Annotated in this window: 16 protein-coding genes and 1 pseudogene; 4 read left to right on the plus strand and 13 right to left on the minus strand. The window is 72.4% G+C overall.

All coding sequences use genetic code 11. The features are described 5' to 3' along the window. Positions 1-6: 6 nt before the first annotated feature. The 9 genes and pseudogenes from ACOTKD_RS33195 to ACOTKD_RS33235 all read right to left on the minus strand — a co-directional run bounded on the left by ACOTKD_RS33195 (position 7) and on the right by ACOTKD_RS33235 (position 11,790). Positions 7-1,218: a phosphoglycerate kinase gene (locus ACOTKD_RS33195; protein WP_424892707.1), complete on the minus strand. Its 1,212-nt coding sequence runs from the start codon at positions 1,216-1,218 to the stop codon at positions 7-9. 176 nt (positions 1,219-1,394) lie between these two features. Then, entirely contained in the window at positions 1,395-2,399 is a 1,005-nt protein-coding gene (gap, locus tag ACOTKD_RS33200) for a type I glyceraldehyde-3-phosphate dehydrogenase (RefSeq protein ID WP_424892708.1), read from the minus strand. Between the two features lie 335 nt (positions 2,400-2,734). Then, positions 2,735-4,945, minus strand: a pseudogene (locus ACOTKD_RS33205) (M14 family metallopeptidase); the annotation flags it as partial. A gap of 142 nt (positions 4,946-5,087) precedes the next feature. Next, entirely contained in the window at positions 5,088-6,095 is a 1,008-nt protein-coding gene (gene whiA, locus ACOTKD_RS33210; RefSeq protein ID WP_030366605.1) for a DNA-binding protein WhiA, read from the minus strand. Then, on the minus strand, positions 6,086-7,138 hold the full coding sequence (locus ACOTKD_RS33215) for a gluconeogenesis factor YvcK family protein (RefSeq protein WP_424892709.1): 1,053 nt from the start codon (positions 7,136-7,138) through the stop codon (positions 6,086-6,088). Before ACOTKD_RS33215 ends, whiA begins: the two co-directional genes overlap by 10 nt. Continuing rightward, positions 7,135-8,067 (minus strand): RNase adapter RapZ, encoded by a 933-nt coding sequence (gene rapZ / locus ACOTKD_RS33220; RefSeq protein WP_030366603.1) that lies wholly within the window; start codon positions 8,065-8,067, stop codon positions 7,135-7,137. The genes ACOTKD_RS33215 and rapZ overlap by 4 nt, the downstream gene beginning before the upstream one ends. A gap of 66 nt (positions 8,068-8,133) precedes the next feature. Continuing rightward, entirely contained in the window at positions 8,134-10,119 is a 1,986-nt protein-coding gene (gene uvrC / locus ACOTKD_RS33225; protein ID WP_424892710.1) for an excinuclease ABC subunit UvrC, read from the minus strand. 182 nt (positions 10,120-10,301) lie between these two features. Then, positions 10,302-11,159 (minus strand): hypothetical protein, encoded by an 858-nt coding sequence (locus tag ACOTKD_RS33230; protein WP_424892711.1) that lies wholly within the window; start codon positions 11,157-11,159, stop codon positions 10,302-10,304. Positions 11,160-11,163: 4 nt separating this feature from the next. Then, entirely contained in the window at positions 11,164-11,790 is a 627-nt protein-coding gene (locus ACOTKD_RS33235; RefSeq protein WP_424892712.1) for a papain-like cysteine protease family protein, read from the minus strand. A gap of 235 nt (positions 11,791-12,025) precedes the next feature. Between ACOTKD_RS33235 and ACOTKD_RS33240 the strand changes: the two genes are divergently transcribed. Next, complete coding sequence (locus ACOTKD_RS33240; RefSeq protein WP_424892713.1) at positions 12,026-12,985, plus strand: hypothetical protein; 960 nt, start codon at positions 12,026-12,028, stop codon at positions 12,983-12,985. Positions 12,986-13,111: 126 nt separating this feature from the next. On the opposite strand, the gene ACOTKD_RS33245 is transcribed toward ACOTKD_RS33240, so the two are convergent. Together ACOTKD_RS33245 and uvrA are read right to left on the minus strand one after the other, a co-directional pair. Next, positions 13,112-13,564, minus strand: coding sequence for a Rieske (2Fe-2S) protein (locus ACOTKD_RS33245; protein WP_424892714.1), 453 nt, complete (start codon positions 13,562-13,564; stop codon positions 13,112-13,114). Positions 13,565-13,678: 114 nt separating this feature from the next. Continuing rightward, positions 13,679-16,591 (minus strand): excinuclease ABC subunit UvrA, encoded by a 2,913-nt coding sequence (uvrA, locus tag ACOTKD_RS33250; RefSeq protein WP_424892715.1) that lies wholly within the window; start codon positions 16,589-16,591, stop codon positions 13,679-13,681. Positions 16,592-16,843: 252 nt separating this feature from the next. On the opposite strand from uvrA, the gene ACOTKD_RS33255 reads away from it, so the two are divergent. From ACOTKD_RS33255 to ACOTKD_RS33265, 3 genes are all read left to right on the plus strand, one after another. After that, positions 16,844-17,536, plus strand: coding sequence for a maleylpyruvate isomerase family mycothiol-dependent enzyme (locus ACOTKD_RS33255; RefSeq protein ID WP_424892716.1), 693 nt, complete (start codon positions 16,844-16,846; stop codon positions 17,534-17,536). 39 nt (positions 17,537-17,575) lie between these two features. Beyond that, on the plus strand, positions 17,576-18,232 hold the full coding sequence (locus tag ACOTKD_RS33260; protein WP_424892717.1) for an MBL fold metallo-hydrolase: 657 nt from the start codon (positions 17,576-17,578) through the stop codon (positions 18,230-18,232). 288 nt (positions 18,233-18,520) lie between these two features. Then, a complete protein-coding gene (locus tag ACOTKD_RS33265) occupies positions 18,521-19,804 on the plus strand; it encodes an MFS transporter (RefSeq protein WP_424892742.1) in 1,284 nt (427 codons plus the stop codon). Positions 19,805-19,842: 38 nt separating this feature from the next. Here the strand turns inward: ACOTKD_RS33265 and ACOTKD_RS33270 are convergent, their stop codons facing one another. Both ACOTKD_RS33270 and ACOTKD_RS33275 read right to left on the minus strand, forming a co-directional pair. Beyond that, entirely contained in the window at positions 19,843-20,868 is a 1,026-nt protein-coding gene (locus ACOTKD_RS33270; RefSeq protein WP_424892718.1) for a TerC family protein, read from the minus strand. A 120-nt stretch (positions 20,869-20,988) separates the two neighbouring features. After that, complete coding sequence (locus tag ACOTKD_RS33275) at positions 20,989-22,863, minus strand: TerD family protein (protein ID WP_424892719.1); 1,875 nt, start codon at positions 22,861-22,863, stop codon at positions 20,989-20,991. Between the last annotated feature and the right edge of the window lie 27 nt (positions 22,864-22,890).

The following is a 22,890-nucleotide window of genomic DNA, read 5'->3' on the forward strand; positions in this document are numbered from 1 at the left end:
AGTGGTTCAGTCCTCCAGTGCGGCGAGGCCGGGGAGCGTCTTGCCCTCGAGGTACTCGAGGCTGGCGCCGCCGCCGGTCGAGATGTGGCCGAAAGCATTCTCGTCGAAGCCAAGGGTGCGCACGGCCGCGGCCGAGTCGCCGCCGCCCACGACGGTGAAGCCGTCGCAGTCCAGCAGGCCCTGGGCAACGGCCTTGGTGCCGTTGGCGTAGTCGGGGTGCTCGAAGACGCCCATCGGACCGTTCCAGAAGACGGTGCCGGCGTCGGCGAGCTTCGAGGCGTAGAGCTCGCGCGTCTTCGGGCCGATGTCCAGGCCCTCCTTGTCCGCCGGGATGGCGTCCGAGGCGACGAGCTCCGGGTTGGCCGGGGCCTTGGTCTTCAGGTCCGGGAAGTCGGCCGAGACCAGGACGTCGACGGGGAGGACGAACTCCACGCCGCGCTTCTCGGCGCGGGCCAGGTACTCCAGGCAGACCGGGATCTGGTCCTCCTGCAGCAGCGAGATGCCGACCTCGTGGCCCTTGGCCTTGAGGAAGGTGTACGACATGCCGCCGCCGATGAGGATGCGGTCGGCCTTCTCCAGCAGGTTGTCGATGACGCCCAGCTTGTCGGAGACCTTGGCGCCGCCGAGCACCACCACGTAGGGGCGCGCGACGTCCTCGGTGAGCTTCTTCAGGACGCCGACCTCGGTGGCGATCAGGTCGCCGGCGGCGTGCGGCAGGCGCGCCGGGAGGTCGAAGACCGAGGCGTGCTTGCGGTGCACGGCGCCGAAGCCGTCGCCCACGTACAGGTCGGCCAGCGACGCGAGGGCGTCGGCGAAGGCGCCGCGCTCCGCGTCGTCCTTGCTGGTCTCGCCCGCGTTGAAGCGGAGGTTCTCCAGCAGCGTGACCTCGCCGTTCGCCAGTGCGGCGACGGTGGCCTTCGCGCTGTCGCCGACCGTGTCGGTGGCGAACGAGACCTGCTTGCCCAGGATCTCGCCGAGCCGCACGGCGGCCGGGGCGAGGGAGAACTGGGGGTCCGGGGCGCCCTTGGGACGGCCCAGGTGGGAGGCGACGATCACCTTGGCGCCCGCGGCGGCGAGCTTGGCAATCGTCGGGGCGACGGCGCGGATGCGGCCGTCGTCGGTGATGGTGGTGCCGGCGAGCGGCACGTTGAGGTCGGCGCGGACGAAGATCCGCTTGCCCTCGACGCCGTCCTGGATGAGTTCGTCGATCGTCTTCATGCGGTGACTCCGGTACGTCCGTAGGTGGGAGATCCCCGTCCAGTCGGATGGGGGCCCCTCCCAGCGGTAGCTGGGGACAGTCATGAGACGGGGCTCGTACGACGCTTCATCGCGTCGTATGAGCCCCGTCCCCTACATCCCGATGCCTGTGATCGTACGACCAGCGGGCAGAGAGATCAGAGCTGGCCGCCGACGAAGACGGTCAGGTCCACCAGTCGGTTGGAGTAGCCCCACTCGTTGTCGTACCAGCCGACGACCTTGACCTGCTTGCCCTGGACCATCGTCAGCTGCGAGTCGAAGGTGCAGGAGGCCGGCCAGTTGACGATGTCCGAGGAGACGATCGGGTCCTCGGTGTACTCGAGGATGCCCTTGAGCTGGCCCTCGGCGGCCTTCTGGAAGGCGGCGTTGATCTCTTCCTTGGTGGTCTCGCGGTCGAGCTCCAGGACGAGGTCGGTGACCGAGCCGGTCGGGACCGGGACGCGCATGGCGATGCCGTCCAGCTTGCCCTTCAGCTGCGGGAGGACCAGGGCGGTGGCCTTGGCGGCACCGGTCGAGGTCGGGATGATGTTCTCCGCGGCGGCGCGGGCGCGGCGCAGGTCGGAGTGCGGGAAGTCCAGGATGCGCTGGTCGTTGGTGTACGCGTGGACCGTCGTCATCATGCCCTTGACGATGCCGAAGTTCTCGTCGAGGACCTTGGCCATCGGCGCCACGCAGTTGGTGGTGCAGGAGGCGTTGGAGATGACGTGGTGGTTGGCCGCGTCGTACTTGTCCTGGTTGACGCCCATCACGATGGTGATGTCCTCGTTCTTGGCCGGAGCCGAGATGAGGACCTTCTTCGCACCGGCGGCGAGGTGCTTGGCGGCGTCCTCGCGCTTGGTGAAGATGCCCGTGGACTCGATGACGATGTCGGCGCCCAGCTCGCCCCAGGGCAGGTTCGCCGGGTCGCGCTCGGCCATCGTCTTGAAGGTCATGTCGCCGACAGTGATCGTGTCGTCGGTGTGGCTGACCTCGTGCTTGAGACGACCGAGGATGCTGTCGTACTTCAGCAGGTGCACCAGGGTGGCGTTGTCGGTCAGGTCGTTGACACCGACTACCTGAATGTCCGCACCCTGCTCCAGGAGCGCGCGGAAGTAGTTACGACCGATACGGCCAAAGCCGTTGATGCCTACGCGGATCGTCACGAACCGATCTCCTCGTTGGTGTGCCGGACTGTCCGCCGGCGGGCTGTTTTGGGATGTCCCCGACCACCACCGACCCTACCTCTAAGAAGGTGGGGACGTGACATTGGCGTCACTGGGCCTCTGGAGCGGCTTCACCCCTTGACAGAGCGCAGGGCTGCACTAATGAGCGCGGACCGTTCGGCGGGGTCCGGGACGTGCTGGAGACCGAACCCCAGGAGCACCGTGGCGGGGGTGGAGACGGCTGCCGCGCGGCGCGCGTCCGCCGCCGCACCACAAGATCCGTCACGGAACGTGACGCCGCTTCCGGTGCACCGGCCGTCCGTTGCGCCGTTCGTGTACTCCCCCGCGGCGGCGCTGCGGAACTGCGGGAAGCCCGCCGGCGGCAGCTCGTCGGAGATGGGGGTGTACGCGCCCGCGCCGTCCACCCGGTCACCGGGGGCGTCGCCGAGGCGGACGCCGGTGCCGGCGAGGGCGCCGGTCCCGGTGAAGCGCGCGGGGGCGGGCTGCGACACGCGGCCGCCCGTGCCCAGGTAGTACTGGCTGAAGTCGTCGGTCTCCACCTCGCCGACGAGGGCGTAGCCGCCCGCCTGCTTGCCCGCGGCGACGAGCTTGCCGCCCTCGTTCACGAAGTCCCGCACGGCCGGCAGGGTCGCGCCGCCGGGCCGGTTGTCGCCGGAGTACCAGACGACGCTCTTGAAGTGGCCGAGCACGCCGAGCGCGTGCGGTGCGCCCTGGGTGGCGACGTCCCAGACGGCGGCGTCGCGGCCGGCCGCGGCCAGGGCGCCGGTGTAGAGGGCGGTGTGCCGGGCGGCGGTCGTGCCGCCCTCGTCAGCGATCACCAGGGTGTCGGCCTCGGGGCGGTGCGCCACGGTGTAGGTGAAGGGTTCACTGGCGGTGGGCTTCCCGTCCCGCGTCAGGCCGGTGTACCAGACCCGGACCTTCGAGCCGGGCTCGGCGCCCTCGACGTAGGCGCGGTACTCGGCGAACCGGATGCTGTCCTTGCCGCCGTAGCGGTCGCCGCCCTTCCATGCCTCCAGCGGCGCGGAGTGCGGACGCCCGTCGTCGATGCGGTAGTTGAGGCGCATTTCGCGCAGGCTCTTGCGGGCGGTGACGGCGACCTCCTGCTCGTCGCCGAGGGCGTAGGAGGTGGTGAAGGCGTCGGGGGTGAAGTCGGGGGCGGTCAGGCCCACGGACGAGCGGGGCCGGTCGGCGCCCTCGCGGTTGACGGCGGTCTCGGCCACGGACAGCGCGAAGGGGATGTTCTTCGCGAACTCCTGCTGGATGAGCTTCTCGTCGTCGGGGAAGCTGAAGGACGACGGGCAGTCCGCCGGGTCCCAGCGGTCGTGGGGGTCGGCTTCGGAGGCCGTGCGGCAGGTCGACATCTCCGGGGTGAACATCATCGTCCCGTTGACGTTCGCCGCGTGGCCGTCGGCCTCGCCGTTGGTCGTGTAGAGCTCGGAGGAGACCTGGGGGTGGTAGCCCGGGATGGCGGACTTCTCCGGGGTGCCGGCGAGCGCCTTGTACAGGACGTCGTCCGGGGTGGGCGTGGCGACCTGCCAGCCGACGCCGTAGAGCAGCAGTTCGGCCGCCGAGTGGTAGTTGACGGCGTAGCCGAACCGGTGCTTCTTCTCGAAGGCGTCGAGCGCCCGCGTCTCCGGCTCGGAGGCGGGGGCCGGGCCGCGGTAGGTCTCGGAGCCCGGGCGGGGGGACGAACCCTCGTTGTCGTAGCCCCACTTGTACGGGAAGTTGCGGTTGAGGTCGACGCCGTCGCCCGGGGTGATCTTCCCGTCGCCGTTGTTGTCGCGCAGGTTCTTGCGCCACAGGCGGGTGGCCGGGCTCTGGAAGGTGTAGTCGTAGCCGTCGGGGTTGGCGGAGAGGACGAACCAGAGTTCGGCGCGGTCCACGACGTCGGTGAGGCGGGCGTCCTTGCCGTAGCCGTCGAGGTAGTGGTGGAGCAGCCGCCGCGTCATCTCGGGCGTGATCCACTCCCGGGCGTGCTGGTTGGACATGTACAGCACGGCGGGCTTGCGGCCGTCGGGCTCGGTGCGGGCGTCCTTGCTGAGCTTCAGGGCGAGGATGTCCTGGCCGCGGACGGTCTTGCCGATGCTCACGACCTTGGTGAGGCCGGGGTGGGCCTTCGCGGTGTCCAGCAGCTCCTGCTGGAGGCCGTTCTTGCCGCTGTACGGGCGGAAGACGCCGTCGCCCGCGGCCCTGAGGCGCTCCTTCGTGCGCTGGGAGATCCGCTTCTCGGTGAGGCCGACGCCGCGGTCGCGCAGGTCACGGGCCTGGCCCGGGGTGAGGTAGAGCTCGACGGAGGCCGCCTTGGTCCCTTGCGGGCGCTCGGCGAGCTCCTGGCCGTCGACGCCAGCCGCGAGCAGCAGCGGCACCTGGCCGGCGGTGATGCTGGCGGTCCAGACGGCCGGTGCGCCGTCACCGTCGCGCGCCGCGGGTGCGGCGGCGGGTTGTGCGTGGGCGAAGGGTGCCGCGGCCAGTCCGCCGAAGAGCAGCGAAGCCGCCGCGAGGACCGATCTCGTCCTGCGTCTCATGAGCCCCCCTTGCTGTTGTCTGCCACGTCATGCACGGACGCCAGACTGGAGAGTCCGCATGATCATGTCAACGATGCGGAAAGAGCCACGCACCGGCGCCCCGCACGGCACCGGGTGGCTCGAACCGGAGGTGGGCGGCCGGTCAGCCGGCCATGCCCTCCGCCATCTCCTCGGAGAGGTCCGACAGATCGGAGAGGTTGGACTCGGTGCCCGGGATGCCGAGGTCCTGGGCGCGCTTGTCGGCCATGGCGAGCAGGCGCCGGATCCGGCCGGCGACGGCGTCCTTGGTCAGCGGCGGGTCGGCCAGCGCGCCGAGCTCCTCCAGGGAGGCCTGCTTGTGCTCCATGCGGAGCCGGCCCGCGGCGGCCAGGTGCTCGGGCACCTCCTCGCCGAGGATCTCCAGCGCACGCTGCACCCGGGCCCCGGCCGCGACGGCGGCACGGGCCGAGCGGCGCAGATTGGCGTCGTCGAAGTTGGCGAGGCGGTTGGCCGTGGCACGGACCTCGCGGCGCATCCGCCGCTCCTCCCAGGCCAGCACCGACTCGTGCGCGCCCAGCCGGGTCAGCAGGGCACCGATCGCATCGCCGTCGCGGACGACCACGCGGTCCACACCGCGCACCTCGCGCGCCTTGGCCGCGATCTGCAGCCGGCGGGCCGCGCCGACCAGCGCGAGCGCCGCCTCCGGCCCGGGGCAGGTCACCTCCAGGGAGGAGGAGCGGCCGGGCTCGGTGAGGGAGCCGTGGGCGAGGAAGGCGCCCCGCCAGGCGGCCTCGGCATCGCAGGTGGCGCCGGAGACGACCTGCGGGGGCAGCCCGCGGATCGGCCGGCCGCGGCCGTCGACCAGGCCGGTCTGGCGCGCCAGCTGGTCACCGCCCGCCACCACCCGGACCACGTACCGGCTGCCCCTGCGGAGCCCGCCGGGGGCCATCACCACCAGGTCGGAGGCGTGCCCGAAGATCTCCAGGATGTCCTTGCGCAGCCGCCGGGCGGCGATCCCGGTGTCCAGCTCCGCCTCGATCACGATGCGCCCGCTGACCAGGTGCAGACCGCCCGCGAACCGCAGGATCGCCGAGACCTCCGCTTTCCGGCAGCAGGTGCGGGTGACGGGGAGCCGGGAGATTTCATCCTTCACCGCTGCCGTCATCGCCATGGGCCGATCCTTCCATGCATCCGAAAAATACGGTCGTACGCGGCGGCCAACAGCTCCGGGTCATGGGTCGGGGAGCCGTCGGGCGCGGCGACCGGCGCCAGCTCGACCGCGGCCCCGAGCCGCTTCGCGGCTTCGGTGAGGCTCTCCCGGTCGGGCACGGCGGCCTCGTCGGCCAGCACCACGTCCAGGGCGAGTTTAGGGGCGTGTCGGGCCAAAACCTCCAAATGACGCTGCGGGGAGAAGCCATCGGTTTCACCCGGTTGTGGTGCGAGATTCAACGACAGCACCCGGCGGGCCTTGGTCTCCTGCAGGGCTTCCAGCAGCTCGGGCACGAGCAGGTGGGGGATGACGGAGGAGAACCAGGAGCCGGGGCCGAGCACGACCCAGTCGGCGTCGAGGACGGCGGCGACGGCCTCGGGCACGGCCGGCGGGTCCTCCGGGACGACGTGCACGGACTGCACCTCACCGGGGGTCAGCGCCACCGTGGCCTGGCCGCGGACGGTCGTGACGGCCTCGGGCTCGGCGGGGTCGTGGCCCTTGACGAGCGCCTGCAGCTCCAGCGGCACGGCGGACATGGGCAGCACCCGGCCGTGCGCGCCGAGCAGCTTGCCGACCAGGTCGAGGGCCTGGACGGGGTCCCCGAGCTGCTCCCACAGGGCGACGATCAGCAGATTGCCGACGGCGTGGTCGTGCAGATCGCCCTCGCTGGTGAAGCGGTGCTTGATCACCCGGGCCCAGGTCTGGCCCCAGTCGTCGTCGCCGCACAGGGCGGCGAGGGCCTTGCGCAGGTCACCGGGGGGCAGCACGCCCAGCTCGTCGCGGAGCCGGCCGCTGGAGCCGCCGTCGTCGGCGACGGTGACGACGGCGGTGAGGTCGCCGGTGATCCGGCGCAGGGCGGCGAGCGAGGCGGACAGGCCGTGCCCGCCGCCGAGGGCGACCACCTTGGGCTGGGCGCCGCGCTTCGCGCGCCCCTCGGGGCCGCGCGTCGCCCGCCCGGGGACGAGGCGGCGCACCCGGCGGAGCCTGGACGTGCGGCCGGTCACTCGCGCCCCATGTCCCGGTGCACGACGACGGTCTCCACGCCCTCGGAGACGAGGCGGTGGGCCAGCTTCTCGGACATGGCGACGGAGCGGTGCTTGCCGCCGGTGCAGCCGACCGCGATGGTCACGTAGCGCTTGCCCTCGCGGCGGTACCCCGCGGCGATGAGCTGCAGGAGCTCGGTGTAGCGGTCGAGGAACTCCTTGGCACCGGGCTGGTTGAAGACGTAGCCCGAGACCTCCTCGTTCAGGCCCGTGAAGGGGCGCAGCTCAGGCACCCAGTGCGGGTTGGGCAGGAAGCGGCAGTCCACCACGAGGTCGGCGTCGACGGGCAGGCCGTACTTGTAGCCGAAGGACATGACGGTGGCCCGCAGCTCCGGCTCCTCCTCGCCGGCGAACTGGGCGTCCATCTTGGCGCGCAGCTCGTGGACGTTGAGGCTGGAGGTGTCGATCACCAGGTCGGCGTCGCCGCGCAGCTCGCGCAGCAGGTCCCGCTCGGCGGCGATGCCGTCGACGATGCGCCCGGAGCCCTGCAGGGGGTGCGGGCGGCGCACGGACTCGAAGCGGCGCACCAGGGCGTCGTCCGAGGCCTCCAGGAAGATCACGCGCCGCTTGACCTGCTTGGCGGCCAGGTCGGCCAGGGACTCGCGGAGGTTGTCGAAGAAGCGCCGGCCACGGACGTCCACGACCACGGCGATGCGGGCCACGTTGCCCTGGGAGCGGGCGCCGAGGTCCACCATGGTGGGGATCAGGGCGGGCGGCAGGTTGTCGACGACGAACCAGCCGAGGTCCTCCAGGCACTTGGCGGCGGTGCTGCGGCCCGCCCCCGACATGCCGGAGATGATCACCAGTTCGGGGATGCCCGCCGTCTCGGCCGCCGCATCCGCCGTCGTGCCCGTACTCACCTGTGCTCCGTCTCGGTCGTTCCCGGTCATGCTGCTACCCCCGTCTCACCGACGGCGCCGCGGTCGCGGCCCCGTCCTTCCATACTGCGTGTCCCGTCATTCCCCCGCCTCTTCCATGATCTCGCCCGTCGCCGTGTTCACCGCGGGGGCGGGCGGGGCCGCCGCCGCGAGCGCGGCGGCGATCGTCTCGGCGGTCTTGCGGCCGATGCCCGGCGCCTCGCAGATCTGCTCGACCGTGGCGGCGCGCAGCCGCTTGACCGAGCCGAAGTGCTTGAGCAGGGCCTTCTTGCGGGTCTCCCCGAGGCCCGGGACCTCGTCGAGCGGGCCTGCCCTGAGCGTCTTCGTGCGCTTGCTGCGCTGGTAGGCGATGGCGAAGCGGTGGGCCTCGTCGCGCACGCGCTGCAGGAGGTAGAGGCCCTCGCTGGTGCGGGGCAGGACGACGGGGTCGTCCTCGCCGGGCAGCCAGACCTCCTCCAGCCGCTTGGCGAGGCCGCAGACGGCCACGTCGTCGATGCCGAGCTCGTCCAGCGCGCGGCGGGCGGCGGCCACCTGCGGCTGCCCGCCGTCGACCACGACGAGCTGCGGCGGGTAGGCGAAGCGCTTGGGGCGGCCGTCCTCGGTGCGGGCGGTCTCCTCCTCCGCGGCCTCGACGGCGTTCTCCTCGGACCACTCCCCCGCCTTCTGCTTCTCCAGCAGATAGCGGCGGAACCGCCGGCCGATCACCTCGTGCATCGACCGGACGTCGTCCTGGCCCTCGAACGATTTGATCTGGAAGCGGCGGTACTCGCCCTTGCGCGCCAGGCCGTCCTCGAAGACGACCATGGACGCGACCACGTCCTGCCCCTGGAGGTGGGAGATGTCGAAGCACTCGATGCGCAGCGGCGCGGAGTCCAGCTCCAGGGCCTCGGCGATCTCCTCCAGCGCCCGGGAGCGCGTGGTCAGGTCGGAGGCGCGCTTGGTCTTGTGCAGGACGAGGGCCTGCTGGGCGTTGCGCTGGACCGTCGCCATCAGGTCCTTCTTGTCCCCGCGCTGGGGGATGCGCAGGTCGACGCGGGAGCCCCGGCGCTCGCCCAGCCACTGGGCAACGGGCTCCACCGGCTCCGGCAGGGCCGGGACCAGGACCTCCTTGGGCACCGCGTCGCCGCTCTCCTCGCCGTAGAGCTGCTGCAGGGCGTGCTCGACGAGACCGGCCGTGTCGACGGCCTCCACCTTGTCGGTCACCCAGCCGCGCTGTCCGCGCACCCGGCCGCCGCGCACGTGGAAGATCTGCACCGCGGCCTCCAGCTCGTCCTCCGCGACGGCGATCAGGTCGGCGTCGGTGGCGTCGGCGAGGACGACGGCGTTCTTCTCCATGGCGCGCCGGAGGGCCTCTATGTCGTCCCGCAGGCGGGCCGCCTTCTCGTACTCCATCTCCTCGGCGGCATCGTGCATCTGCTGTTCCAGACGGCGGATGTACGCGCCGGTACGCCCGGCCATGAAGTCGCAGAACTCCTCGGCCAGTTCGCGGTGCTCCTCGGGGCTGACCCGGCCCACGCAGGGGGCGGAGCACTTGCCGATGTACCCCAGCAGGCAGGGGCGGCCGATCTGGGCGGAGCGCTTGAACACCCCGGCCGAGCAGGTGCGCACGGGGAAGACGCGCAGCATCAGGTCGACGGTCTCGCGGATGGCCCAGGCGTGGGCGTACGGGCCGAAGTAGCGCACGCCCTTCTTCTTGGGGCCGCGCATGACCTGCACGCGCGGGAACTCCTCGCCCAGGGTGACGGCGAGGGAGGGATAGCTCTTGTCGTCGCGGTACTTGACGTTGAACCGGGGGTCGTACTCCTTGATCCAGGAGTACTCGAGCTGGAGCGCCTCGACCTCGGTGGAGACCACGGTCCACTCGACGGAGGCGGCCGTGGTCACCATCGTGCGGGTGCGCGGGTGCAGGCCGGCGAGGTCCTGGAAGTACGAGGAGAGGCGCGAGCGCAGGCTCTTCGCCTTCCCGACGTAGATCACCCGGCCGTGCTCGTCACGGAATCGGTAGACCCCCGGCGAGTCGGGGATCTGTCCCGGCTTGGGTCGGTAGCTGCTGGGGTCGGCCATGTCACACACCCTACTGGCGGGCAGTGACAATCGGCGTCCGCCCGCGGAGGGACCGGCTCCGGCCCCGGCCGGGGGTGGCGGCCGGGGACGGAACCGGGAACGCGGGGCGGATCACGGTGGATCGGGGCCGATCCGGACGGACCGACCGGATCGGCGGGGATCCGGCCGGACCCGGGCCCGGGTCAGCGGCGCCGGAGCCTGCGGCGCGCCACCACCGCCCCCGCGCCGAGCAGCAGGGCCGTGCCGCCGGCCGCCGCCGCGGACGCCGTGCTCAGCGGGCCGGAGCCGGCCTGCGGCGCGGGCGCCGCCTGCTGCTCCCCGGCCGCGGCCGGCTCCTGGCCGTAGCCGCCCGCCTGCCCCTTCTTCGCGTACGCGGAGCCGGGCAGCTTGTCGCCGTACGCCTTGTGGACGCGGGCGCGGTAGCCGTCGAGCGTGGTGCCCTGCTCGCCCACGGCCCGGACGGCGTCGTCGTCCAGCGGCAGGACGCGGTCGCCGCGCTGGACGTACCAGGCGTCGATCTGGGGCTCGCGGAAGACGGTGCCGCCGCCGAGCTTCTGCTGCCCCTCGGCGGCGTAGCGCGTCTCGTCGTCACCGGTGGCGATGTTGACGACCTTCCAGTCGCCGCCGGTGCGCGCGGTCCACACCGACGCCTTCTGGCCGTCGGCAGAGACCGCCTTGCTGGCGAGGAAGTCGAGCGTGGCGACGGAGGCGCCGTCCTTGCCGGCGACGAACTCCGGGGAGAGCGTGTAGACGGGCACGGTCGCGCCCTCGATCCTCGGCTGCGCCTTCGCCGCGGCGACCGCACCGTCGCGGGCGAAGAAGCGGGACAGCGTGCTGAGCGTGGAGGAGGAGGCGGCCGCCTCGTGCGCGGCGGAGACTCCGGCGGCGGTGGGGGCCGCGGGAGGCGCCGGGGTGGCGGCGTGCGCGAGCGGGGCGAGGCCGAGGGCGGCGGCGGTGACGGCGCCCGCGGCCACCGCACGGGCCGCGTTGCGCCGGGAGTGCTGCTTCCGGGCCGCCTGACGGGTCATCCGGTCGGTCATGTCGTCACGCCCCGATCCGGTAGAGCGAGTGGGTCCAGGAGAAGTCGTTGTTGTTCACGTACCAGTCGTGGGAGGCCCAGTTGTAGCGGTTGCTGGAGGGCCAGGGGTCGCCCCAGTACACGAACCCGCTCGCGTCGTCGTAGCCGTAGAGGACGTGCATGTGGCCGCCGCCGGAGGACCACTGGATGCGGGTCTCGATCGGCCGGTTGCCGTTGACCTCGCTCTGGACCGTCGGGTAGCGCAGCCATCCGGTCACGTACGAACCGGGGTTGATGCCGGCCCACTGCAGGGCGGTCTGCACATTGCCCAGCGTGGCCTGGTTGTTGGGGCATTCCGTGCCCTGCTGGCGGCGGAAGGCGGCGTTGCAGAACTGGTTCTGGGTGTAGTTGCGCCCGAACCAGGTGGCGATGGTGTTGCCGGAGGCGGCCCAGCACCAGTTGCTCTTCTGCTGGGCCTGCATGGTGATGTTCAGCTTCTTCGAGGCGCGCAGGGACGCGTGGTCCCCGCCGGCTGCCGATGCCGTGGTGGGGACGGCGAGCAGCGCGGCCGCGACGACGGCTGCGGTGGACAGCCGTCTGCCGCGTATGCGGGCCTTTCCGGGCTTGTTCAGTTGTGCCGATGCACGGGACATGGACGTTCCTCCCGAGGCGGGGGGTGGTGATGGAGGCGCGTCCGGACGCTGGTGAGGAGCATCAGGGAGTTGTCAGTGAATGGTCAACCGGCTTCAATGCTCGGTGAGCCGACGGTGTGAACGAGGCGTACCGGATGTGAACGTCCGTTGCCCGGCCATACGGATCACAGCGGTCCGGCGGGGGCCGCCGCAGTCACCGCTTGTGAATATTCACAGAGCACAGGGGTGGGAACGGATGGCACGCACACGGTCCGGCGGGGATCCGGACCGCCACGCGGCGGAAGCCGAGCTGGCCCGGGCCCTGCGCACGGGGCCGTTCCACGTGGCGCTGCGGACCGCGCTGAGCGTGCGGGGGCTCGCGCTGCACCGGGTGCAGCACCGGCTCGCGCAGCGCGGCGTGCACGTCGGTGTGACGAGCCTCAGCTACTGGCAGCAGGGGGCGCGCCGGCCGCAGCGGCAGGAGTCGCTCAGGGCGGTGCGGGTCCTGGAGGAGGTCCTGGAGCTGCCCGCCCACTCCCTCACCCGGCTGCTGGAGCCGGGTGAGCCGCGCACCGGCGCCGAGCGGCCGGCCGCGCGCTCGTACCGCTCCCTGGTCGAGGAGTCGCACGCGCTGGAGCGGCTCCTCGCCGAGCTGGAGTCGCCCGCCGACGGCGGCCTGCACACGGTCTGCCACCTGGAGCGGGTCCGCATCGGGGCCGGCCGCGAACTGCGGGGGCGCGACTCCCACCACGTCGTCCGCGCCCACCGGGACGGCGTGGACCGCTACCTCGCCATCCACCACGGTGACGAGGGCTGCGACCCCGGCCGGGTGGCCGTGCGGGCGAACGAGAACTGCCGCGTGGGGCGGGTGCGGTGGCACACGGCGGCCGGCGTCCTGGTGGCCGAGCTGCTCTTCGATACCCGGCTGCGGGCCGGGGACACCCACGTCTTCGGCTACGGCTTCGACGACGGCACGGCGGGGCCCGCCGGCGAGTACGTGCGCGGCTTCAGCTTCGCGGGCGGGCAGTACGTGCTGCAGGTCCGGTTCGACGCCGCGGCACTGCCCGCGCGCTGTCTGCGCTTCACCCGCAGCTCGGCGGCGGCGCCCCGCGGCGGGCTGCAGGAGCTGACGCTCGCCGGCCGCCACCGCATGGTGCACCTGGTGGAGCCGTGCGTGCGTCCGGGGATCGTGGGGATCGCCTGGGAGTGGGCGTAGGGGAACGGCTCGCGGCCGGGCTCAAGGTTCACCCGCCGCAAGGGCGGCGAGCCGCCACGGCGAGGGTCCGGCGGAATGCTTCACCGGCCGCAACAGCCGCGTCCTCCGTGGCCCGCCGGCGAGGGCTTACGCCTCGGGGCCCGCGATCAGCTTGCCGCCGGTCGCGCGGACCGGGACGGACGGCAGCGGGTCGCCGGCCGGGCCCTGGAGGACCTTGCCGGTGTTCGCGTCGAACTCGCTGCCGTGGCAGGGGCAGCGCACCTTGCCGTTGTCCACCTTGTCGGCCACGCAGCCCGCGTGCGTGCACACCGCGCTGAACGCCTTGTACTGGCCCTGCACGGGCTGCGAGACGATCAGCCGCTCCTCGCGGAAGAGCCGTGCCTGGCCGACGGGGACGTCGGCCGCGGGGCCGAGGTCCACCGGCGCGGTGGGCACCGGGGCGGCCTTGGGGCCGGTCTTGCCGTCGCAGGCGGCGGCGCCCAGCCCGGCGACACCCGCGAGCGCGGCGCCCCGGAGCACGGTGCGGCGCGACGCACAGGGGGACCCGGCGGGGCTCTGCGGGGACGAGGGGGTGCTCATGGGGGCTCCAGCGCTGGACTCACGGTGACTGCGGACCGACCTTACCCGGCGCCGGAGAACCGTCCGGACGGGCTCTCCCGGAAGAGAGCCCGTCCGGCAATGAGGACAAGACGGTCAGCCCTTGCGGGCAGCGGCCTTCTTCCTGGCCGCCGGCTTCTTCCGCGGCAGCGGAACCGCGTCGCTGACGCGGTCCCCGAGCAGCTCCCGCAGGAACTTGCCGGTGTGGCTGGACGGCACCGACGCGACGTCCTCGGGCGTGCCCTCGGCGATGACGAGGCCGCCGCCGCTGCCGCCCTCGGGGCCCATGTCGACGACCCAGTCGGCGGTCTTGATGACGTCGAGGTTGTGCTCGATGACGATGACGCTGTTGCCCTTGTCGACCAGGCCGGACAGCACCGAGATGAGCTTGTTGATGTCCTCGAAGTGCAGGCCCGTGGTGGGCTCGTCCAGGACGTAGACCGTTCGGCCCGTGGAGCGCTTCTGCAGCTCGCTGGCGAGCTTCACGCGCTGGGCCTCGCCGCCGGAGAGCGTCGGCGCGGACTGCCCGAGGCGGACGTAGCCGAGCCCGACCTCGTTGAGCGTGCGCAGGTGGCGGGCGATGGTGGGCACGGCCTCGAAGAAGGACAGGGCCTCCTCGATGGGCATGTCCAGCACCTCGGCGATGGACTTGCCCTTGTAGTGCACCTCCAGGGTCTCCCGGTTGTAGCGCGCGCCGTGGCAGACCTCGCACGGCACGTACACGTCCGGCAGGAAGTTCATCTCGATCTTGATGGTGCCGTCGCCGGAGCAGTTCTCGCAGCGGCCGCCCTTGACGTTGAAGGAGAAGCGGCCGGGCAGGTAGCCCCGGACCTTGGCCTCCATCGTCTCCGCGAAGAGCTTGCGGATGTGGTCGAAGACGCCGGTGTACGTGGCCGGGTTGGACCGCGGGGTGCGGCCGATGGGCGACTGGTCGACGTGGACGACCTTGTCGACCAGGTCGTCGCCGTCGACGCGGGTGTGGCGGCCGGGCACGGCCCGGGCGCCGTTCAGTTCGCGGGCGAGGTGCGTGTACAGGATGTCGTTGACCAGCGTGGACTTGCCGGAGCCGGAGACGCCGGTGACGGCCGTGAGCACGCCGAGCGGGAACGAGACGTCGATGTCCTGCAGGTTGTTCTCACGGGCGCCGCGGACGGTGATCCGGCGGCCGGGGTCGACGGGGCGGCGGGCGTCCGGTATGGCGATGGCCTTCTTGCCGGAGAGGTAGTGCCCGGTCATCGACTCCTTGTTGCGCAGGAGCTCCTTCAGGGGGCCGCTGTGCACGACCTTGCCGCCGTGCTCGCCGGCGCCGGGGCCGATGTCCACGACCCAGTCGGCGACCTTGATGGTGTCCTCGTCGTGCTCGACGACGATGAGGGTGTTGCCCATGTCGCGCAGGCGGACGAGGGTCTCGATCAGGCGGTGGTTGTCGCGCTGGTGGAGACCGATGGAGGGCTCGTCCAGGACGTAGAGCACGCCGACGAGGCCGGAGCCGATCTGGGTGGCGAGGCGGATGCGCTGGGCCTCGCCGCCGGAGAGGGTGCCCGCGGCGCGGTTGAGCGAGAGGTAGTCCAGGCCGACGTCGACGAGGAACTTCAGCCGCTCGTTGACCTCCTTGAGGACCCGCTCGGCGATCTTCTTCTCGCGGCCGGTGAGCTTCATGTCCCGCAGGAAGTCGGCGCATTCGCTGATCGACATCGCCGAGACCTCGGCGATGGACCGGCCCTGGACGGTGACGGCGAGCACGATCGGCTTCAGGCGCGTGCCCTCACAGGTCGGGCAGTCCACCTCGCGCATGTAGCCCTCGAAGCGCTCGCGGCTGGCGTCGCTCTCGGCCTCGGAGTGGCGCCGCTTGACGAACGGCACCGCGCCCTCGAAGGCCGTGGTGTACGCGCGCTCGCGGCCGTAGCGGTTGCGGTAGCGGACCTCGATCTGGGTCTTGTGGCCGTTGAGGAGCGCCTTCTTGGCGCGCGCGGGCAGCCCCGCCCAGGGGATGTCCGTGCGGAAGCCGAGGGCGTCGGCGAGGGCGTCGACCAGGCGGCTGAAGTAGTCCTTGGTGTGGCCGTGCGACCAGGGGCTGATCGCTCCCTCGTCCAGCGACTTCTCCGGGTCCGGGATGATCAGCTCGGGGTCGACCTCCATGCGGGTGCCGATGCCGGTGCACTCGGGGCAGGCGCCGAAGGGCGAGTTGAAGGAGAACGAGCGCGGCTCCAGCTCCTCGAACGACAGGTCGTCGTAGGGGCAGTAGAGGTGCTCGGAGTACATCCGCTCGCGCTCGGGGTCGTCCTCGGCGAGGTCGACGAAGTCGAGGATGACCATGCCGCCGGAGAGGCCCAGGGCGGTCTCGACCGAGTCGGTCAGGCGGCGCTTGGCGCTGTCCTTGACGGTGAGGCGGTCGATGACCACCTCGATGGTGTGCTTCTCCTGCTTCTTGAGCTTGGGCGGGTCGGAGAGCTGGATGGTCTCGCCGTCCACCCGGGCCCGGCTGTAGCCCTTGGTCTGCAGGTCGGAGAAGAGGTCGACGAACTCGCCCTTGCGCTCGCGCACCAGCGGCGAGAGCACCTGGAAGCGGCTGCCCTCGGGGAGCTCCAGCACCTTGTCCACGATCGCCTGCGGCGACTGGCGGGTGATGGGGCGGCTGCACTCGGGGCAGTGCGGCTTGCCGATGCGGGCGAAGAGCAGCCGGAGGTAGTCGTAGACCTCGGTGATGGTGCCGACCGTCGAGCGCGGGTTGCGCGAGGTCGACTTCTGGTCGATGGAGACGGCCGGGGACAGGCCCTCGATGAAGTCCACGTCGGGCTTGTCCATCTGCCCGAGGAACTGCCGTGCGTAGGAGGAGAGCGACTCGACGTAGCGGCGCTGCCCCTCGGCGAAGATCGTGTCGAACGCGAGGGACGACTTGCCCGAGCCGGAGAGCCCCGTGAACACGATCAGGGAGTCGCGGGGGAGGTCGAGCGAGACGTTCTTGAGGTTGTGCTCGCGAGCGCCACGGACGATGAGACGGTCAGCCACGCCGGTCGGCACCTTTCTTGAGAACGATATCGATGGGGCCGCTCCTGCGGTCGCCTTCGGGAGCGCTTCCCGGGAGCGGTTCTTGCGGGCGGTTTCCTGGGGCGGTGAGGCGCGCGCCCCCGGTCCAGGGTAGGGGGGCCGCCGCGTTGTTGTCGGATGCGATGCCCCACCGAGCCTATAGCACGCACATTCGATTTACGGCCGGAGTCCGACACCTTCACCCGGACGAGTGGCGGCGCTATCGTCGGCCGCATGATCGACCACGTGCGTGACCTGGCATCTGTACGCGAAGCGACCGACCGCTTCCTGAGTGCGGCCGGCAAGCTCGACGACGCCGCCGTCGCCGGGCCGTCCCGGCTCCCGGACTGGACCCGCGGCCACGTGCTGGCCCACGTCGCGCGCAACGCCGACGCGCTCGTCAACGTGCTGGCGGGCCGCCCCATGTACGCGAGCGCCGAGTCCCGCGACGCGGACATCGCCCGGGACGCCGGCCGCCCCCTGGAGGTCCACCTCGCCGACCTGCGCGACAGCGCCGAGCGCCTGAGCGCCCAGGCCGCCGCCCCCGCCGACTGGACCCGCACCGTCGTCATGCGCAACGGCGTGACCGACCGGGCCGCCCGCGTCCCCTTCCGCCGCTGGATCGAGCTCGAACTGCACCTGGTGGACCTGGACGCCGGCTACGAGCTGCAGGACCTGCCGGCGGAGTTCACCGGCCGGGAGATCGCCTTCCTCGCCGAGCGCTGGTCGGGCCGCCCGGAGATCCCCGCCGTCACGCTCGTCGCCGGCGACGGCAGGACCTGGGGCATGGACGGCACCGCGGAGGGCGCCCCGGTCACCGTCAGCGGCTCCCCGGCGGCCCTCCTGGGGTGGCTCGCGGGCCGCGGCGACAAGGGCGCGACGCTGGAGACGGCCGGGGGCACGCTGCCCGCCCTGCCCCCGCTTTAGCGGGGGTGGAGGAAGGGGGTGAAGGCATAGGCTGACGACATGACGTACAGCGGAGCGGTGAAGGTCGGCGGACCGGCGGACGTGCACGAGCTGACCGACCTGATGATCTCGAAAGTCGCGGTCGGCCCGATGGACAACAACGCCTATCTCCTGCGTTGCCGCGCCACGGACGAGCAGTTGCTGATCGACGCGGCCGCCGAGCCGCACACCCTGCTCTCCCTCATCGGGGACAGCGGCATCAAGTCCGTGGTCACCACCCACCGGCACGCCGACCACTGGGGCGCGCTGCGCGAGGTGGTCGACGCCACCGGCGCCACCACGTACGCGGGCCGCGAGGACGCCGAGGGCATCCCCGTGCCGACGGACGTGCCGGTGAGCGACGGCGACGTCATCCGCGTCGGCCGCGTGGAGCTCGTCGCCCGCCACCTCGTGGGCCACACCCCGGGCAGCATCGCGCTGGTCTACGACGACCCGCACGGCCACGCGCACGTGTTCACCGGCGACTGCCTGTTCCCGGGCGGCGTGGGCAACACGCACAACGACCCCGAGGCCTTCGCGAGCCTCCTCGGCGACGTGGAGACGAAGCTCTTCGGGCAGCTGCCGGACGAGACCTGGGTCTACCCGGGCCACGGCGCGGACACCACGCTGGGCGCCGAGCGTCCCCACCTCGCGGAATGGCGCGAGCGCGGCTGGTGACCCCGCCGGCGCACGGGAGACCCCGAGCGCACGACAAAGCCCGGGCCTGCGGTGGGCCCGGGCATGCAGTGAGGCCGTCCATCCAAATTCCTCCGGATGCGGCGGCCTCACTCATTAAGCTACACCCCTTCGAGCCGGATGGCCATACCTACGCAAATCCGGACGAAAAAATTTCGCGACTCCCCCGCGCCCCCCGCCGCGCACCCGCACGCCCGTTGCCTGCCCTGCCGGCTGGATGTTGGGCAGTACATGCAGCCGCCCCACGATTCGCCGCACCGCGCGCCGTCCATGCCGCGCCTGGCGCTCGCCGCCATGACCGGCACCGCCATCGAGTTCTACGACTTCTACGTCTACGGCACCGCCGCCGCGCTCGTCCTCGGGCCGCTGTTCTTCCCCACCGCGTCGCCGCTGCTCGGCACCCTCGCCGCCTTCGGCACCTTCGGGGTCGGCTTCCTCGCCCGCCCGCTGGGCGCGGTGCTCTTCGGGCACATCGGCGACCGGCACGGCCGCCGGCCCGTCCTCATGGCCTCCCTGCTGCTGACCGGCCTGGCCACGGTCGCCGTGGGGCTCGTGCCCACGTACGACAGCATCGGCGTCGCCGCACCGCTGCTCCTGCTCGTCCTGCGGTTCGCGCAGGGCCTCGGGCTCGGCGGGGAGTGGGGCGGGGCGGTGCTGCTGACCGGGGAGCACGCCCCGGCGCACCGCCGCGCCCTGTGGACCAGCTTCCCGCAGCTCGGCGCGCCGGTGGGGTTCCTGCTGGCCAACGGCCTCGCTCTCGTGCTGTCGGCGGGGCTCGCCGAGGCGGACTACCTGGCCTGGGGCTGGCGGGTGCCGTTCTGGGGCGCGGGCCTCATGGCGGCGGCGGGCCTGCTGCTGCGCGCCCGGCTCCCGGAGACGCCGCAGTTCCGCGCGCTGGAGGCCACGGACACCCGGGCCGCCCTGCCCCTCGCCGAGCTCCTGCGCGGCCACTGGCGGCCGGTCCTGCTCGTCGCGGGCGGGCTCTCCCTCGTCTACGCCGTCCACTACGCGATGAGCACCTGGGCCCTGGCCTACGGCACCGAGCGGCTGGCGGTCGGCCGCACGGTCATGCTCGGCTGCATCATGGCGGGCGTCGCCGTGTCCACCCTGCTCATCCCGCTCTTCGCCGTGCTGGGCGACCGCTACGGGCGGCGCTCCCTGTGCCTGGCCGGCAGCGCCGGCCTCGCCCTGTGGATGGTCCCGCTGGTGGCCCTGCTGCACACCGGGCGGCCGGTGTGGATGACGCTGGGCTTCGCGGGGGCGGCGGTGCCCTTCGCGGCGGTGGTCGGCGTCGTCGCCGCCTACCTCCCGGAGCTGTTCGAGACCCGGGTGCGCTGCACGGGGGCGGCGGTCGGCTACAACCTGGCCGGGGTGGTGGGCGGCGGCCTCACGCCGGTCGTGGCGACGGCCCTGGCGCAGGGTTCCGGCCCGCCCTGGGCGGTCGCCGGCTACCTCGTGACCGTCGCCGCCGTCAGCCTGGGGTGCTTCGCGCTGCTGCCCGAGACCCGGCCGTCCGCGGCGCCCGGAACCGCGCCGGAGGCCGCCCCCGCCTGAGCGGGGACGGCCTCCTGGGGCGCAGGGGCGGGACGCCGTCAGACGCGGGCGGCGTCCTCGGCGTCGCCGGCGTTCTCGCCCTCCGGAGCGGCCGTCGCGGCCGCCAGGGCCTCGGCCTCCGCCTGCTTCCGCGAGGCGCGGAGGCTGGTGACCGTGGTGACGACCAGCACGGCGCAGATGACGCCGAGGGACACCGGGATGCTGATCTCCGGGACGCCCACGCCGTTCTCGTGCAGGGCGTGCAGCACCAGCTTGACGCCGATGAAGCCCAGGATGACCGACAGGCCGTACGAGAGGTGGACGAGCTTCCTCAGCAGGCCGCCGATCAGGAAGTACAGCTGTCGCAGGCCCATGAGGGCGAAGGCGTTGGCGGTGAAGACGATGTACGGGTCCTGGGTCAGGCCGAAGATCGCGGGGATCGAGTCCAGGGCGAAGAGGACGTCGGTGGTGCCGATCGCGAGCATGACGATCAGCATCGGCGTCATCAGGCGCTTGCCGTTCTCCACGACGAAGAGCTTGGTGCCGTGGTAGCGGTCGGTGGAGGGGAACCGCTTCTCCACCAACTTGAGGAAACGATTCTCCTCGAACTCTTCCTCCTCCTCGCCGGCGCGCGCCTCCTGGATGAGCTTCCAGGCGGTCCAGATCAGGAAGGCGCCGAAGAGGTAGAAGATCCAGGAGAAGTTGGCGATGATCGCCGCACCCGCGCCGATGAACACGGCCCGCAGGACGAGGGCGATGAGCACGCCGACCATCAGCACGCGCTGCTGGTAGACCGGCGGGACCGCGAACTTCGCCATGATCAGGACGAAGACGAAGAGGTTGTCGACGCTGAGCGACTTCTCGGTGATGAAGCCCGCGAAGAACTCGCCGGCCGGCTGGCCGCCACCGAAGACCAGCAGGCCGAGGCCGAAGAGGCCGGCCAGGGCGACCCAGACCGCCGTCCAGACGCCGGCTTCCTTGAGGGAGACCTCGTGCGGCTTGCGGCCTCCGATGAAGAAGTCGGCGGCGATGAGGGCGCAGAGACCGAGGATGGTCAGCGCCCACAGGGTCAGGGAGACGTCCACTGTTCCTCCGGGTGTCGTACGGGCACGTCGGCGGTCGGCGCCAGTCCCCAAAACGGTACAGGAAGCCCCAAGGAACAGTAAAGGAAAACCCAAAAGCCCAGCTCAGCGGCGCTTTGCTTACTAAATGCCGTAGGCCTGCCGCGCCTGGCCCACCCGCTGGAGCACCTGGCGGACGACGTCGCTGCCGGCCGGTACGAGCGACGGCTCGTACGTCCAGCTGTGCCCGACCCACGGGTCGGCGAGGTGGTCGTCGGGGACCGGCGTGATCCTCAGCAGCGCGCGCCAGAGCGGGTCGAGCACCGGCCCGTACCCCCGGGTGTCCTCCCGGTCGGCGACCATCATCAGGTGCACCCCGACCGACGGGCCCTCGTCCGCGAGGTAGCGCAGCTGGTTGACCGCGCGGTCGTCGAAGCCGTGCGGGAAGTCGTTGACGATCAGCAGTTGCTCGGCGGTGTCCAGGTCCGGCGGGAGGGAGTCGGCGGCGCCGCTGCGCACCGCCATCTGCACCAGGTCGACGCGGCGCGTGAGCCGCTCCAGCAGCGCGGAGACGCCCTGCGCACCGGCCGCGGGCGGCTCCTTCAGCGCGCCGGTCCGCAGCAGCGGCGCGAGCGCTCCGCCGGCCGCGCCCGCCGGGTCGATGACGTGGACGGTGAAGTCCCCGACCGGGTACACGGCGAGCAGCCGCGCGGCGTGGGCGACGGCCGTCTCCATGGCGAGGCGGCGCAGCTCGGTCGCGTCCACGACCGCCGACTGCAGCCCGGAGGGGCGGCCGCTGTCGATCCACAGGCCGCGCTCCAGGGGCAGCCGCACCAGCATGGGGATGCGCAGGCCGGCGCTCTCCGGCAGGTGCAGGTCGCCCAGGCGCAGGGCCATGGGGGTCTCCAGCGGCACCTGGTAGCCCTGCCAGACCGGGCTGTCCCAGCGGGCGAAGGCCGGCGGCAGGGCGTGCTCGACGACCTCGGCCTCGGCGGTGAGCTGGGTCAGGTCCCGGTCGAGGACGGCGCGGGCCTGCTCCACCAGGCTCGCCTGCCGGGCGCGGGCCTCGGCCCGGGCCGCGTCGGCGGCGGGGCCCACCCGGGTGGCCGGGTCGGAGAGCACCTTGTCGAGCTCCTGCTCCAGGCGCGACTCCGCGAAGTCGACGGCGCTGCGGTAGGCGGCGGTCGTGCGGGCCAGGTCCTCGAACATGCCCCACACCTGGTTGTAGAGCCGCTCGTCCATCGTCCAGCCGTTGGCGTCGCCGGCCACGGGGCGCGGGGGCTGCCCCGGCTCGGCGGGCGGGGCGGCCGGAGCCGGTGCGGGGGGCGTGGCGGTGGCGCGGCGGGGGTGACGGTAGTCGACGGGCCCGCTCCCGGCCGCGGGGCCCTGCGGTGCGGGGTCCGGGGCGGGGCGCGGGGGCTCGGGGTCCGCGGCCGGGCGCGGGGGCGGCGGGGCCACGGCGCGGGCCATGCCGCGAGTGACGGCCTCGTTGATGGCCGCGGCCGTCTCGAAGGCCTGCTCCAGGCCCTGGTCGTGCAGCATCGCGGCAAGCCCGCCCGCGTATCCCTGGCCGACGGCGCGCACCTTCCAGGCGTCCTGCCTGCGGTACAGCTCCAGAGCGACGACCGCGGACTCCACGCCGAGGTCCGTGATCGTGTACGTGGCGATCTCCGCCCCGTCGAGCTCGGTGACGGCGACGAAGGGGGCGGCCAGCGCCTCGAAGGAGGTGGGGCCGCCGGCCCCGGTGGGCAGCGCGAGCAGCACGTGGACCCGGTGCACGCCCTCGGGGAGGGCCTCCAGGTCGACGGCGAGCCGGTGGTCGGCGGCGGCCTGCCGGGAGACCTCCAGGCCGGGCAGGCGGTGGGAGGCGGGGTGGGCGACCCGGTCGGCGCCGGACACCTTGCCGTCCGCGCCGGCGAGCGTGGCGCCCGCGACGACGGGGCCTCCCGCGGAGACCCGGATCTCCAGGCGGGTCCCGGACAGCGGGTGGTTCTGCCCCCGCACCAGCTCGGCCGTCATTCCTGCGCCCCCTCGTTGCTCATGCTC

The sequence above is a fragment of the Streptomyces sp. XH2 genome (assembly GCF_049725035.1).
GTDB classification, from domain to species: Bacteria; Actinomycetota; Actinomycetes; order Streptomycetales; family Streptomycetaceae; genus Streptomyces; species Streptomyces roseoverticillatus.

Coding starts and splice junctions, on each gene's coding strand:
- ACOTKD_RS33230 (WP_424892711.1), bottom strand. CDS start 11,159: ATGACCGACCGGATGACCCGTCAGGCGGCCCGGAAGCAGCACTCCCGG.
- ACOTKD_RS33265 (WP_424892742.1), top strand. CDS start 18,521: ATGCCGCGCCTGGCGCTCGCCGCCATGACCGGCACCGCCATCGAGTTC.
- ACOTKD_RS33240 (WP_424892713.1), top strand. CDS start 12,026: ATGGCACGCACACGGTCCGGCGGGGATCCGGACCGCCACGCGGCGGAA.
- ACOTKD_RS33275 (WP_424892719.1), bottom strand. CDS start 22,863: ATGACGGCCGAGCTGGTGCGGGGGCAGAACCACCCGCTGTCCGGGACC.
- ACOTKD_RS33260 (WP_424892717.1), top strand. CDS start 17,576: ATGACGTACAGCGGAGCGGTGAAGGTCGGCGGACCGGCGGACGTGCAC.
- ACOTKD_RS33245 (WP_424892714.1), bottom strand. CDS start 13,564: ATGAGCACCCCCTCGTCCCCGCAGAGCCCCGCCGGGTCCCCCTGTGCG.
- uvrC (WP_424892710.1), bottom strand. CDS start 10,119: ATGGCCGACCCCAGCAGCTACCGACCCAAGCCGGGACAGATCCCCGAC.
- rapZ (WP_030366603.1), bottom strand. CDS start 8,067: ATGACCGGGAACGACCGAGACGGAGCACAGGTGAGTACGGGCACGACG.
- whiA (WP_030366605.1), bottom strand. CDS start 6,095: ATGGCGATGACGGCAGCGGTGAAGGATGAAATCTCCCGGCTCCCCGTC.
- ACOTKD_RS33235 (WP_424892712.1), bottom strand. CDS start 11,790: ATGTCCCGTGCATCGGCACAACTGAACAAGCCCGGAAAGGCCCGCATA.
- ACOTKD_RS33195 (WP_424892707.1), bottom strand. CDS start 1,218: ATGAAGACGATCGACGAACTCATCCAGGACGGCGTCGAGGGCAAGCGG.
- ACOTKD_RS33255 (WP_424892716.1), top strand. CDS start 16,844: ATGATCGACCACGTGCGTGACCTGGCATCTGTACGCGAAGCGACCGAC.